Source organism: Nocardioides sp. SRI_004, from assembly GCF_057586415.1.
Map to the genome: position 1 here is coordinate 70,824 of NZ_JBYCZV010000003.1, position 13,091 is coordinate 83,914.

Annotated in this window: 14 protein-coding genes; 6 read left to right on the forward strand and 8 right to left on the reverse strand. The window is 72.6% G+C overall.

Features of this window, described 5'->3' with window-relative positions; translation table 11 throughout:
- The first annotated feature begins 42 nt into the window (after positions 1-42).
- The 4 genes from AC2YHB_RS04360 to AC2YHB_RS04375 are packed head-to-tail and all read left to right on the forward strand — an operon-like array spanning position 43 to position 3,071.
- Positions 43-756, forward strand: a complete 714-nt coding sequence (locus AC2YHB_RS04360) for a lysophospholipid acyltransferase family protein (protein WP_036543143.1) — start codon at positions 43-45, stop codon at positions 754-756.
- Positions 753-1,886, forward strand: coding sequence for a MacS family sensor histidine kinase (gene macS / locus AC2YHB_RS04365; protein ID WP_036543146.1), 1,134 nt, complete (start codon positions 753-755; stop codon positions 1,884-1,886). The genes AC2YHB_RS04360 and macS overlap by 4 nt, the downstream gene beginning before the upstream one ends.
- On the forward strand, positions 1,883-2,386 hold the full coding sequence (locus AC2YHB_RS04370) for a flavin reductase family protein (RefSeq protein WP_179650809.1): 504 nt from the start codon (positions 1,883-1,885) through the stop codon (positions 2,384-2,386). The genes macS and AC2YHB_RS04370 overlap by 4 nt, the downstream gene beginning before the upstream one ends.
- Positions 2,387-2,414: 28 nt before the next feature.
- On the forward strand, positions 2,415-3,071 hold the full coding sequence (locus AC2YHB_RS04375) for a response regulator (RefSeq protein WP_036542291.1): 657 nt from the start codon (positions 2,415-2,417) through the stop codon (positions 3,069-3,071).
- A 15-nt stretch (positions 3,072-3,086) separates the two neighbouring features.
- Here the strand turns inward: AC2YHB_RS04375 and AC2YHB_RS04380 are convergent, their stop codons facing one another.
- The gene (locus AC2YHB_RS04380; RefSeq protein WP_051931764.1) at positions 3,087-4,304 is read right to left on the reverse strand and encodes an oxygenase MpaB family protein; all 1,218 of its coding nucleotides are present in this window, start codon (positions 4,302-4,304) and stop codon (positions 3,087-3,089) included.
- Positions 4,305-4,363: 59 nt separating this feature from the next.
- Here AC2YHB_RS04380 and AC2YHB_RS04385 point away from each other — a divergent pair, with 59 nt between their 5' ends.
- Both AC2YHB_RS04385 and AC2YHB_RS04390 read left to right on the forward strand, forming a co-directional pair.
- Complete coding sequence (locus AC2YHB_RS04385; protein WP_051931767.1) at positions 4,364-4,984, forward strand: TetR/AcrR family transcriptional regulator; 621 nt, start codon at positions 4,364-4,366, stop codon at positions 4,982-4,984.
- A gap of 13 nt (positions 4,985-4,997) precedes the next feature.
- The gene (locus tag AC2YHB_RS04390; protein WP_179650811.1) at positions 4,998-5,888 is read left to right on the forward strand and encodes a hypothetical protein; all 891 of its coding nucleotides are present in this window, start codon (positions 4,998-5,000) and stop codon (positions 5,886-5,888) included.
- 10 nt (positions 5,889-5,898) lie between these two features.
- Here the strand turns inward: AC2YHB_RS04390 and AC2YHB_RS04395 are convergent, their stop codons facing one another.
- From AC2YHB_RS04395 to AC2YHB_RS04425, 7 genes are read right to left on the reverse strand one after another with little or no spacing between them, the layout of a single operon-like run.
- Positions 5,899-6,507, reverse strand: a complete 609-nt coding sequence (locus tag AC2YHB_RS04395) for a maleylpyruvate isomerase N-terminal domain-containing protein (RefSeq protein ID WP_179650813.1) — start codon at positions 6,505-6,507, stop codon at positions 5,899-5,901.
- Positions 6,504-7,322: a DUF1028 domain-containing protein gene (locus tag AC2YHB_RS04400; protein ID WP_179650815.1), complete on the reverse strand. Its 819-nt coding sequence runs from the start codon at positions 7,320-7,322 to the stop codon at positions 6,504-6,506. Before AC2YHB_RS04400 ends, AC2YHB_RS04395 begins: the two co-directional genes overlap by 4 nt.
- 26 nt (positions 7,323-7,348) lie before the next feature.
- Complete coding sequence (locus AC2YHB_RS04405) at positions 7,349-8,389, reverse strand: LacI family DNA-binding transcriptional regulator (RefSeq protein WP_036542301.1); 1,041 nt, start codon at positions 8,387-8,389, stop codon at positions 7,349-7,351.
- Positions 8,390-8,399: 10 nt separating this feature from the next.
- Positions 8,400-9,866, reverse strand: coding sequence for a glycoside hydrolase family 1 protein (locus AC2YHB_RS04410; RefSeq protein ID WP_051931769.1), 1,467 nt, complete (start codon positions 9,864-9,866; stop codon positions 8,400-8,402).
- Positions 9,863-10,687: a carbohydrate ABC transporter permease gene (locus AC2YHB_RS04415; protein ID WP_036542304.1), complete on the reverse strand. Its 825-nt coding sequence runs from the start codon at positions 10,685-10,687 to the stop codon at positions 9,863-9,865. The genes AC2YHB_RS04410 and AC2YHB_RS04415 overlap by 4 nt, the downstream gene beginning before the upstream one ends.
- Complete coding sequence (locus AC2YHB_RS04420) at positions 10,684-11,709, reverse strand: carbohydrate ABC transporter permease (RefSeq protein WP_036542307.1); 1,026 nt, start codon at positions 11,707-11,709, stop codon at positions 10,684-10,686. Before AC2YHB_RS04420 ends, AC2YHB_RS04415 begins: the two co-directional genes overlap by 4 nt.
- 45 nt (positions 11,710-11,754) lie before the next feature.
- Entirely contained in the window at positions 11,755-13,062 is a 1,308-nt protein-coding gene (locus AC2YHB_RS04425) for an ABC transporter substrate-binding protein (protein ID WP_308645645.1), read from the reverse strand.
- Positions 13,063-13,091: the final 29 nt, after the last annotated feature.

Below are 13,091 nucleotides of genomic sequence, written 5' to 3' on the forward strand. Positions count from 1 at the left end.
ATCGGGCGGGCGCCAGGTTGCAACGGGAAAGGTGCGGTCAGGGTGTTCTACTGGTTCCTGAAGTTCGTCGCACTCGGGCCGCTCCTGAAGGTCGTCTTCAGGCCGCGCGCCGAAGGTGTCGAGAACGTCCCGGCGACGGGTCCGGCGATCCTCGCCAGCAACCACCTCTCCTACGCCGACTGGCTGTTCATGCCGCTGGTGATCCCGCGGATGGTGCGCTTCGTCGCGAAGGCCGAGTACTTCACCTCGCCCGGCATCAAGGGCTGGCTGCAGAAGAACTTCTTCAGCGGCACGGGCAACATCCCGATCGACCGCACCAGCGGCGACGCCGCGTCCGGCGCGCTCGTGTCCGCGAAGCGGGTCCTGGCCGAGGGCGAGCTCTTCGGCATCTACCCCGAGGGCACCCGCTCCCACGACGGCCGCCTCTACCGCGGCAAGACCGGCATCGCGCGGCTGACCCTCGAGACCGGCGTCCCGGTCATCCCGGTCGCCGTCGTCGGCACCGACGTGGTGGCGCCCCCGGGCAAGAAGTTCGGCCGGATCACCCGCCCGACGGTGCGCTTCGGCAAGCCGATGGACTTCTCGCGCTACGCCGGCATGGAGAACGACCGCTTCATCCTGCGCTCGATCACCGACGAGATCATGTACGAGATCATGCGGCTCTCCCAGCAGGAGTACGTCGACATGTACGCCAGCCGCGCGAAGGCCGAGTCGAAGAAGGCCGACCACGGCGACGAGCGGAAGATCGCCTCCTGACCCCCACCCGTGCGGCCCTCGCGGTCGAGGACCGCATGTTCCGCGCACTCGCGGTCCTGCGGGTCGTGGTGCTCGCCTACGCGGTGGTCATCAACGCCTACCGCAACAACTACGACCGCCCGGTCCTCGGCTGGACCTGCGTCGCGGTGATGGTCGTGGCGACCATCGTCTCGATCCCCGTGTACGCCGCCCCCGAGCGCCGCGGCCCGGTGCTGCTGGGCGTCGACCTCGCCCTCGCGGTCGCGCTGCTGCTGGCGACGCCCGTCGCCAAGGGCCCGTGGTTCCACGCGACCATCCCGAGCTACTGGATCGTCGGCGCGCTCCTGGCGTGGGGGATCCGCTGGGGCTGGCGGGGCGGCACGGTCGCGGCGGTCGTCCTCGGCGCGGTCGACCTGCTCAGCCGGTCACAGGTCGCCCAGAAGGACTGGGGCAACGTCTTCCTGCTGCTGCTCGGTGGCTCGATGGTCGGCTTCGTCTGCGAGTCGCTCAAGGCGATGGCCGCCGAGCGGGACGAGGCGCAGCGCGAGGCCGCTGCCGCCGCCGAGCGGGCGCGCCTGGCGCGGGTCGTCCACGACGGCGTGCTCCAGGTCCTCGCCCTGGTCCAGCGCCGCGGCGGCGAGCTGGGCGGCGAGGCCGCCGAGCTCGGCCGGCTGGCCGGTCAGCAGGAGCAGGCGCTGCGCACGCTGATCCGTTCCCAGGACGCCGTCGCGGCGACCGGCCGGGCCTCCGAGCGGGCCGACCTGGCCGCCGCGCTGGGGCGGCTGGGCACACGTCCCGCGACGGAGGTCGCGTTGCCCGCGGGAGCGGTCGAGCTGCCCTCGCCCGTCGTCGACGAGCTCGTGGCCGTCGTACGGGCGTGCCTGGACAACGTCGACCGCCACGTCGGCGAGGGCGCCCCGGCCTGGGTGCTGGTCGAGGACCTGGGCGACCGGGTCGAGGTGTCGGTGCGCGACGACGGCCCGGGGATCCCTGCCGGTCGGCTGGAGGCGGCCTCGCGGGAGGGCAGGATGGGCGTGGCCGAGTCGATCCGCGGCCGGGTCCGCGACCTCGGCGGCACGGCCGAGCTCGAGTCCGGCGGCTACGGCACGGAGTGGACCTTCAGCATCCCCCGAGGACAGGCGGCACCGTGACCATCCACAGCACGCACCCGTTCGCCGACGACCGCCCCGACCCGGTACGACGCCTGCGTGGCCGGCTGGGCGGAGCGGTCACGCTCTGGACGGCCGGCGAGGGGTCCGGCCGCGCCGGGCTGACCGTCACGTCGCTCATGGTCGCGCTCGGCGAGGAGGCGCGGCTGCTCGCGCTGCTCGACCCGGACTCCGACCTGCTGGAGGCGCTCCGCGACACCGGGACCGCCGTCGTTCAGCTGCTGTCGTGGCCGGACCGCCAGCTGGCGGAGGCGTTCGCGGGCACCGCGCCCGCTCCCGGTGGCCCGTTCCGGCAGTCGGAGTTCCTCAGCACCCCGCACGGGCCCCGGCTCGCGTCGGCGGTGACCTGGGCCGACGTCCGCCTCGACGGCGAGCGCGAGGTCGGCTGGTCGGTGGAGGTGTCGGTGGTGGTGGAGCACGCGGAGGTCGGCGAGGACGAGGACCCGCTGCTCCACCGGCGCGGCCGGTTCCACCGGCTCTGAGGGGTGAGCGGGCGCTAGGGTCCTGACCATGACGGACCGGATCCGGGTGATGGTCGTCGACGACCACCCGATGTGGCGTGACGCCGTGGAGCGCGACCTGCAGGCCGACGGCTTCGAGGTCGTGGCGGTCGCCGCCACCGGCACCGAGGCGATCAACCGCTTCCGGGCGACCCGGCCGCAGGTCGTCGTCCTCGACCTGCAGATCCCGGAGCCCAGCGGTGTCGAGGTGACCGCGACGGTCCTGGCCGACGACCCGTCCTCGCGGGTGCTGATCCTGTCGGCGTCGGGGGAGCAGGACGACGTGCTGGCGGCGGTGAAGGCCGGCGCGACCGGCTACCTGGTGAAGTCGGCGTCGCGCGAGGAGCTGCTCGCCGCCGTACGCCGGGTCGCCGCGGGGGACAGCGTGTTCACGCCCGGGCTGGCGGCGCTGGTCCTCGGGGAGTTCCGGCGGATGAACGAGCCGGAGGTGCCGCCGGGGGAGAGGCTCACCGACCGCGAGACCGAGATCCTCAAGATGGTCGCGAAGGGCATGTCGTACAAGCAGATCGCCGAGCGGCTGGTGCTCTCGCACCGCACGGTGCAGAACCACGTGCAGAACACGCTGCGCAAGCTGCAGATGCACAACCGCGTCCAGCTGACCCGCTACGCCATCGAGCAGGGCCTCGACAGCGACGACGAGGACTGACGCCCTGACGCGGGCTCAGTCGCCCCGGGCGGGGTGCGGGCGCCCGCCGGACGGCGACGCGTCGACCAGGTCGTGCTGGACGTTCCAGTCCCGCCGCAGCCGCTGCTCCTGCTCCACCTCGTAGGCCTTGCCCCGGCGGGTGCGCCGCGGCAGCGACGTCGCGCGCAGGTCGCGGCGGTGGTTGACCGCCGACAGGAGCGGGCCGGTCCGGGCGATCACCCCGGTCAGGCGCGTGTGCGGGATGGCGAGGTCGTCGGCGATCTCGTCGCCGAGGAAGAGCCGCTCCAGGGCGTGCACGACCTGCGGCGCGCGCCTCGCGAGGCGACGCGGCAGCACGCCCTCGATCTCGGGCACGAGGAAGTCCCGGTTGATGCTCGCGACCAGCGCGCGGCAGTAGTCGTCGACGACCGGCCGGGTCAGCAGGTAGATCTCCTCGAGCCGCTCCTGCTCGGCCGCGTCGCGCGGGAGCAGCGCCTCGTCGATGCCGAGCAGGTGGCCGAGATAGCGCCAGCGGGCGTAGGCGGCGTCCTCCTCGTGCGGGAGGTACGGCGCCCCGATGCGCCGCATCGCGCGCAGCGGGATCAACGTGAACTCGACGAGGGTGTAGGCGAGATAGGCCTGGCAGATCGGTACGCCCCACGCGGCGCCGTCCCAGTCCGGACGGCGCGCCAGGTCGGCGCGGACCAGGGCGTGGATGACCCGGACCCGGAGCGTGAGCTCGAAGCCGTCGGAGAACCGGTCCAGCCCGCCCGGCTGGTTGACGGCGAGCAGCCAGGAGCCGACCTCGATCGTCCGGGCGCCGGCGTTCTCGACGTACCGGCCGGTCAGCTCCAACGGCCGGGAGGCCGCCGAGTTGGCGTAGCCACTGACCAGGGAGGCGGCGCCGAGCACGATGCCGGAGGCGCGGGAGTAGCGCGAGGTGTACTGGCTGTCGCGGTAGATCCGCTCCGCGTCCAGCCACGCCGGCACGTCGTCGAGCGCCGCGAAGAGCGCCCTGAGCGAGGCCGGAGCGTCGGCGACCGCGTCGATGCCCTCGCGGCAGGCCTGCCGCAGCATCCTCATCGCCCTGCCGTGCCCCACGTCCGGGAAGTCCGCCACGAAGGCGTCCGCGAGCGGGTCGCCCGCCCACATCGCCGCGAGGTAGGTGTCGGTGAAGGCGCCGAACCTGCGGTGCGCCTCGTCGACGCGGCGCAGGCTGGTCGGGACGGCCGTGGGCAGCTGCTCGGTCACCATGGACCGAGGCTAAAGTGAGGAAGTCTCATCTTCCATTCACTTCTTCCACGGGAGGCCGCGTGGTGCAGAAGCAGCGGGCCCGCCCGCGCCAGGACCGAGCGGTCCAGACCCGCCGGCTGCTGCTCGACACGGCCGTGCGGATCCTCGACCAGCGTGGCGCCGCCGGACTGACGACGACGGCCGTCGTCGAGCGGGCCCATGTCAGCAGCGGCACCTTCTACCGCTACTTCAACGACCGCAACGAGCTCGTCGAGGTGCTCCGTGACGAGGCGGTCCGCTCGATCAGCGACGACCTGATGGTGAGCGTGGTCGACGCGCTCGAGATGAGCCTCGACGACGCGCTCCGCCTGGTCGTCGTCACCCTGGTCGACGGGTTCGAGCGGCACCGCGGCGTGATCACCGCGATGGTCGACCAGCTGCCCGCCGGCAACAACGCCAACGTGCTGCCGGAGATCGAGGCCGACCTGCACCGGCTGGCCTCCCTGCTGCCACGCCGGCACCGGCCCGACCTGCCGCCCGAGCAGCTCGAGGGCGTCGTCTACATGCTGATGGGCGTGCTCGTCTCGACCTGCCTGCGGATCGCGCTGGGCCGCCCCGACGGCGTCGACCGCGAGCAGCTGGTCGACCTCACCGTGGCGATGATCGGGGCGGGCATCCGCGACCTTCCCGGCAGCTCCTGACAGGATCAGGGCTGTGGCCGACCTGCTGGAGATCGCCGACGAGCTCTACGCGCTGCCGCTCGCCGAGTTCACACCGGCGCGCGACGCGCGGGCCAAGGAGCTCAAGGGCACGCCGCTCGCCGCCCGGGTCAAGGCGCTGCGCAAGCCCAGCACCGCCGCATGGGTCGTCAACCTGCTGGTACGACGCGAGGCGGCCCAGGTCGACCAGGTGCTCAACGTCGGCGCGGCCCTGCGCGAGGCCCAGCAGGCGATGTCGGCGGGCGAGCTACGGGCCCTGACGAAGCAGCGTCGCCAGGTCACGGCCGCGGTGACCACCCAGGCCCGCCGCCTGGCGGCCGACGAGGGGCTCCGGGTGACCGAGGCCGTCGCCGAGCAGGTCGAGGCGACCCTGACGGCCGCCATGGTCGACGAGGGCTGTGGCCGGGCGGTGCGCAGCGGGCTGCTCGTCTCCGTGCTGTCCACGACCGGCGTGGAGGCGATGGACGAGGCCGACCTCGCCGCGGCCCTCGCCGTGCCGGAGGCGCTGGGGTTCAGTGCGACCCCGCGCGAGGCGCCGGTGCCGGGGCCGCCCGACCTGCACGTCGTACCGGACCCGGACAGGGCGGCGAAGGCGCGCGCCGCCGCCGAGGAGCGGTTGGCCGCGGCGGTCGAGGAGCACGAGGCCGCCCAGGCCACGCACGACGAGGCCGCGGAGGAGATCGCCCGGCTGGAGGCCCAGCAGCTGCAGGTGCAGGCGGGGATCGACGAGCTGCGCCGCAAGCTGGCCGACCTGGAGGACGAGGCCGAGGGGCTCGAGGAGGAGCTGGCCGAGGCCGAGGAGGTCCGCGACGGGGCGGCCGCGGAGCTGCGCACGGCCACGGCCGAGCGCGACGCCGCGCAGCGGGCGCTCGACCGGCTCGGCTGACGCCGGGACCTCAGAGGACCGTGAGCGGTCTCGCGGGAGGGCGGCCGGTGGCGGCCAGCAGCAGGGCGCCCGCGGTGCCACCCTCGATCGCGAGCTCGCCGGCGATGGCGAGCGCCTCCCGGGCCGCTCCCGCAGGGACGTCCAGCGGCGCGCCGATCGCCGCGGCGATGTCGGCCGTGTGCACCGCCAGCTCGAACGTCCGGGTCGGCAGGTAGTCGACCAGTCGCATGCCGCCGACGATCGTGGTCACCCGTTGCTCCGGGTCGAGCCCCCGGACCAGGGCCACGACCCGCGCCGCGGTCGCGGCCACCTCGGCGGCCGGGTCGGTGCCCAGCGCGCGGCCCGCGGCACGCCCGCGCTCCGCCACGTCCGGGCCGTTGGCGAAGACCCGCGCCGCCCGGAAGTACGACGCCGGGGAGTCCGCCACGACGTCGTCGGCCGGGCGGGCGGCGTACTCCTCGACCGTGAGCAGGGCCCGGCTGGTGTGGCCGACGAGCGCGCGGAGGTCCCAGTCGCCGAGTCCGGGCCCGTCCCAGCGGTCGCCGACCTCTGCACAGGTCGCGACGAACCAGTCGGCCGCCTCGGCGAAGGCGGCGCAGCGGTCGGCCCAGTCGGTCATGCGTCGCCCCGCACGACCGCCAGGATCCGCCGGTCGATCCACGCCAGGTCCGGCGCGACCCGCATCTCGTAGTTCTCCGTGCCGACCCAGGTGAGGAAGTCGCGGTGCCCGGCGGCCGCGGCGAACTGGTCCAGCTCGGTGCGCAGGGCGGCGTCGACGACCACCTTCTCGTCCTCGGTGGAGGCGGTCAGGTAGAGCTCGTGGAGGTCGAGCAGCCGCTGCAGCTCGCCGATCGGCGCCTCGTGGTCGTCGACGCGCAGGTCGACCGCGACGTCGTCGAGGCCGCCGTAGCCGGCCTCGTCGCGGACGACGAGGATCGCCGCCGACTGCCGCCCCCGGCGGTCCCCGCCCGCGTCGTCGCCGGCCGAGAGGGCCGCCATCAGGCGGTCCTGCAGGGGAGCGGTGGCGTCGCTCTCCAGCCAGGCGCGCTCCATCTCGTCGACGACCTCCTCGCCGGCGAGGCAGTTGCCCTGGATCGCGTAGCCCTCGCCGGTCCGGCCGCCGGCCCACGGGATGCACTCGGTCCCGGTGTGCGAGGCGGCGTTGCCGTCGAGGTCGACGATGCCCACCTGCCGGTGCGGGTAGCCGGGGTCCTCCTCGATCAGCCGCTGCAGCGCGACCGGCGCCGTGGCGCCCTCGTCGAGGTGGGACAGGGCCAGGCCCTTGTAGGCGACATTGGCGTCGGCCTGGGTCGCGAGCGCGCCGACGCCGGCGACCGCGGCGGGCACGGCCGAGCCGACCGCGAGGAACTTCGAGGCGACGGCGACACCCCACGACTCTCCGTCGGTGGAGCGGGCAACGATCGAGAAGGTCATGCGGGAAGCCTAGGAGCCCCCGGGGGTCAGGCGGAGTCGCGGCGCACCAGGGACGGCGGGAAGATCACGCGGATCGGGCGGGGACCGCGCTGGTCGTCGATCTGCTCGAGGAGCAGCCGGACCGCCTGCTCGGCCATCTCGCCGATCGGGTTGCGGACGGTGGTGAGTGTGGGGGTGGTGCGCTCCGGGACGCCCACGTCGTCGTACCCGACCACGGCGACGTCGTCGGGCACCCTGCGCCCCGCCTCGGCGAGGACCCGGAGCGCTCCGGCAGCCATCAGGTCGGAGGCGGCGACGATGCCGTCGAGGTCGGGCGCGCGCGCCAGGAGCAGCCGGGCCGCGGCCTCGCCGCCGACCTCGGTGAAGTCACCGTGCTCGACGAGGTCGTCGGGGAGCCCGGCGGCGCGCATCGTGGCCCGCCAGCCCTCCAGCCGGTCGATGCCGGCCGCCATGTCACCCGGACCGGCGATGGTCGCGATCCGGTGGCAGCCGCGCTCGACGAGCAGCTCGGTGGCGGCCCTCCCCCCGGCGAGGTTGTCGGTGTCGACGTAGGCGACCTTGTCGGCGCTGGTCCACGGCCGGCCCACGAAGGCGCAGGGCAGCGAGAGCGCCGCGAGGTGGTCGGCGAGCCGATCGTTGCGGTGGTGGGACACCACGATGGCGCCGTCGATGTGGCGGCTCCCGAGGTAGCGCAGCAGCCGACGCTCCTCCTCGCCCGGTCGGGCCAGGAGGAGGACCAGCTGCAGGTCCCGGGTGGCCAGCATCCGGTTGACGCCGCGCAGGGTGTGCACGAAGAAGGGGTCCGAGAACACCCGCTCGTCGGGCTCGGGTACGACGAGCGCGACCGAGTCCGTGCGCCGGGTGACCAAGCTGCGCGCCGCGGGGTTCGGCGTGTAGCCGAGCTCGCTGACCGCGGCCTCGACGGCGGCCAGGGCCGAGGGCGAGACGCGGTTGCCGCCGTTGATCGCCCGCGACGCGGTCGCGCGCGAGACGCCGGCCCGTGCGGCGACCTCGTCCAGCGTCGGCGCCGCGCCCTGGCCGGAGGAGTCGCTCGACGGTCGGTTCACCCGGGGCACGTTAACCGACTTCCGGCAGGCGCCCGGTGCGGGCGACCTCGGCGAGATGGAGCGCGCTCGCCTTGGGGGTCCGCCGCTGCGTCGGGAAGTCGCAGTGGACGATGCCGAAGCGCTGCTCGTAGCCGTAGGCCCACTCGAAGTTGTCGAGCAGCGACCACGCGAAGTAGCCGCGGACGTCGACGCCGGCGGACATCGCGGCGTGCAGCGCCCGCAGGTGGCTGTCGATGTACGCCAGCCGCTCGGGGTCGGTCACGCTGCCGTCGGCTGCGACCTCGTCCGGGTAGGCCGCGCCGTTCTCCGTGATGTAGACCGGCGGCAGGTCGTACTCGCGGTCCAGGCCGACGAGCAGCTCGGTGAGTCCCTCGGGCTGCACCTCCCAGTCGATCCCGGTGACCGGCAGCCCACGCCGGGGGAACACGATGCCCTCCCCGCCCGGGAAGGGGCTGCTGTTCGGCCGGGTCGGGTGGGGGATCAGGGAGCCGAGCAGCTCGGCAGCGGGGCGGGCCCGGCCGGAGGCCGCGTCGCCGTGGTAGTAGTTCACGCCCAGGAAGTCGAGCGGGGCGCTGATCGTGGCCAGGTCGCCGTCGCGGACGAAGTCCTGCCAGGCCTTCCCGCGCCAGGTCATGCCCTCGGTGTGCGCGGCGAGCCCGTCGTCGTACCTGCCGCGGAGGAGGGGGTCGAGGAAGACGCGGTTCCACAGCTGGTCGACCCGTTCGGCAGCCGCGACGTCGGCGGGCTCGCTGGCGTCGTACGGCTCGGCGACGGTGAGGTTGAGCGTGATGCCCAGCTGGTCCTCCGGCGCGCGCCGGCGCAGCTCGGCGACGGTCCGGCCGTGCGCGAGCAGCAGGTGGTGCGCGGCAACCACGCCGGCGACGCCCTCCTGCCGGCCCGGCGCGTGCTGGCCGCCGGTGTAGCCGAGGAAGGCGCTGCACCACGGCTCGTTGAGGGTCGTCCAGTGGTGCACACGGTCGCCGAGTGCCTCGTGGACGGTGAGGGCGTACTCGGTGAACCGGTCGACGGTGCCGCGGTCCAGCCAGCCGCCGGCGTCCTCCAGCGCCTGCGGCAGGTCCCAGTGGTAGAGGGTCGCCCACGGCAGCAGGCCGTGGCCGAGGAGCTCGTCGACGAGGCGGTCGTAGAAGGCGATGCCGGCCGGGTTGGCAGCGCCGCCGTCGGGACGCACCCGGGGCCAGGCGATCGAGAAGCGGTAGGAGCCCAGGCCGAGCTCGCGCATCAGGGCGACGTCCTCCGGCATCCGGTGGTAGTGGTCGCACGCCACGTCGCCGGTGTCGCCGTTGCGCACGGCGCCGGGCAGGCGGCTGAACGTGTCCCAGATCGACGGCGTGCGTCCGTCGGCGGCCACCGCGCCCTCGATCTGGTACGACGCCGTGGCTGCGCCCCACAGGAAGTCGGCCGGGAACCGACACTCGTCGGTGGGGACGGGGGCCGGGACAGCGAGGGGGGAGGTCATCCCTTGACAGCTCCTTGCATGATGCCGGTCACGAGCTGGCGACCGGCGAGGACGAAGAGCAGGAGCAGGGGGAGCGTGGCCATCCCGGCGCCTGCGAGGACGAGTGCGTAGTCGGTGGTCTGTCCCTGGCCGGTCAGTGCGAGCCGGTCGAGGGCGATCTGGAGGGTCTCGGTCTTCTGCAGCGCGACGAGCGGCCACATGTAGTCGGTCCAGACCTGCATGAAGGTGAAGAGGAACAGGATGGCCATCGCGGGCCGGGCTGCCGGGACCGCGACCGTCCAGAACGTCCGCAGCATGGTGCAGCCGTCCATTCGGGCAGCCTCGATCAGCTCGGTCGGAACGGCGTCGACGAGGTACTGCCTCATGAAGAAGACGCCGAACGCCGTGACCAGGGTGGGCAGTGCGACCGCCGCCAGGGTGTCGAGCAGCCGGTAGTCCCGCATCAGGATGAACAGCGGCACGATCGCGAGCTGGGTCGGCACCGCCATGGTCATCACGACGAAGCCCATCAAAGCGTTGCTGCCGCGGAAGGAGAGCTTGGCGAACGCATAGCCGGCCAGGGTCGAGAAGAACACCACGGCGACCCCGCAGGCGGTCGACACCAGCAGGCTGTTCAGCATCGCCTGCCAGAAGTCCACGGTGTCGAGCACACGGCGTGCGTTCTCGAGGAAGTGGCCGCCGGGCAGCAGGGGCGGCGGGAAGTCGTTGGCGTCGCCCTTGGTGTGCGAGCCGATGACGAAGGACCAGTAGAGGGGCAGCGCCGAGCCCAGCACGAAGGCGCCGAGGAGGCCGTAGACCACGAATCCGGGGCGGTTCCTCATGAGACGCTCCGGCGGGTCAGGAAGCGGGTGACGCCGAAGTTGAGCAGCGCGATCCCGACGATGATGAGGAAGAGGATCCACGCCGCGGCGGACGCCCGGCCGTAGAACTGGTCCTCGATGCCCTTGACGTAGATGTAGAGCGTCGAGGTCATGTACTGGTGGTCGGGCCCGCCCTCGCGGTTCGGCGTGTCGTCGAAGAGCCGGGGCTCGGTGAAGATCTGGAGGCCGCCGATCGTGCTGGTGATGATGACGAAGATCATGGTCGGCCTGATCATCGGCAGGGTGACCGCGAAGAACTGCCGGATCCGGCCCGCGCCGTCGAGGGACGCCGCCTCGTAGAGGTCGCGGGGAACCGCCTGCATCGCCGCGAGGAAGATCAGCGCGTTGTAGCCGGTCCACCGCCAGTTGACCATGCCCGCGATCGCGAAGTGGCTCCACCAGCGGTCGACGTGCCACCGGATGGGCTCGAGGCCGATCTCCCCGAGGAGCTGGTTGATCATCCCGTAGCGGTCGGCGAACAGGCTGCCGAAGATCAGCACCGCCGCGGTCGGTGCCACGACGAAGGGGAGCAGGACGCTCATCCGCCAGAAGGTGCGGCCGCGCAGACGGGTGTCCAGCAGTGCCGCGACGGCGACGGCGAGGACGACCTGCGGTACCGAGGACATCAGGAAGATCGAGAAGGTGTTGACCAGCGACTTGCGGAAGACGGGGTCGGTCAGCACGAAGGAGTAGTTGTCGAGCCCGACGAAGTCGCCCCGGACGTAGTAGGCGCGGTTCCAGTCGAACAGCGACAGGTAGCCGGTGTAGAGCAGCGGGTAGAGCCCCACGATCGCGAACAGCACGAAGAACGGCGAGACGTAGAGGTACGGGCTGAGCTTCACGTCCCAGCGCGACCGGCGCTGGCGGCGGACGAGCCGGCGGTTGCGAGGGGACCCCTCGCCAGCGGAGTCCTGCTCGGGTGGCCGGTCCGCCGGGGACGTCGCGGTGGCGACGTCCCCGGCGGGTGCGGTGGGGTTGGTCATCGGGTACCGATCACTCCGTCGATGGGGTGGGCGCTGCTGTCCGGGTCACTGCAGGGCGGCGACGTCCGACAGGAAGGTGTCCCACGACTCCTTCGGGTCGGTGCCCTGGTCGACGCGGTTGATGGCGTCCTGGAACTTGCCGAGGATGTCGGAGTAGAGCGGGCCGTGGTAGGGCTGGACGTCGATCGCCGCCGCACGGTTGGAGAAGATCTCGCCCGCCGGCGCGTCGTTGAAGTACGGGTCCTTCGCCTTGAGCAGCTCTGCGTCCTCGAGGGCGGCGACCTGCGACGGGAAGTTGCCGAGGCTGGCGAAGATCTTCAGCTGCTGCTCCGGGGCGGTGATCCAGGTGATGAACTCCTGGGCCTCGTCCTGGTGGGTCGAGGACTTCGGGACGGCCAGGTAGGAACCGCCCCAGTTGCCGCCGCCACCCGGGAAGACGTCGGCGATGTCCCACCGGACGCCCTTCGGCGCGGGGTCGCCCGTGTTGTCCTTGATGTTGCTGCGCATCCACCCGGGGCAGGGGATGGTGGCGAAGCCGTCGTTCTTGAAGCCGGCACTCCAGTCGTCACCCCACTGGGCCGCCTTGGTCGACAGCGTGGGGGTGTAGCCCGTCACGGTGTCGTAGACGCCCCGGAGCTCGTCGTTCTCGACGTCGACGGTGTTGTCGGACTGCTCGAACGGGAACGCGACCTGGTTGAGCATCGCCTGCGCGATCGAGCCGGAGGCGTCGTACCAGGCGGTGTCGGGGACGGCCTTCACGAACTTCTCGCCGAGCGCGAAGTAGTCGTCCCAGGTGGTCATCAGCGCGGCGACCTCGGCCCGGTCGGTGGGCAGGCCGGCCTTCGCGAACAGGTCGGCGCGGTAGCAGATGGCCTCCGGTCCGGCGTCGGTCGCGTAGCCGAGCAGGGCACCGTCGGCGGTCGTCGCCGCCTTCTCCTTGAAGTCGAGCCAGCGGCCCTCGACCTCGTCCGACGAGAGGTCGACCCAGCGGTCGGGCGCGGCGACGAGGGCGGGCATGAAGTCGCCCTCGATCGCGACGACGTCCGGCAGGCCGCTGCCGGCCTGCAGGTTGGTGTTGAGCTCGTTCTTCCAGTCGTCCCAGAGCGACACCTTGGTCTGCTGGACCTGGATGTCGGGGTGGTCCGCATTCCACTCCTCGATGAGGGCGTCGTAGCCGAACTCGCCGAAGGTGGTGATGGTGAGCGCCTCACCCTTGCCGAGCTTCTCCTGCTCGGCCGACTTGGTGGGGTCGTCACTCGAGCCGCAAGCGCTCATCGTGAGGACGAGGCTCGCGACGGCCGCCGACGCGATCAGGCGGGTGGACCGGCGGGGGCCGGCGGTGGTGTGGTGCACGGTCTTGCTCCTCGGGGGTGTGCGATGAG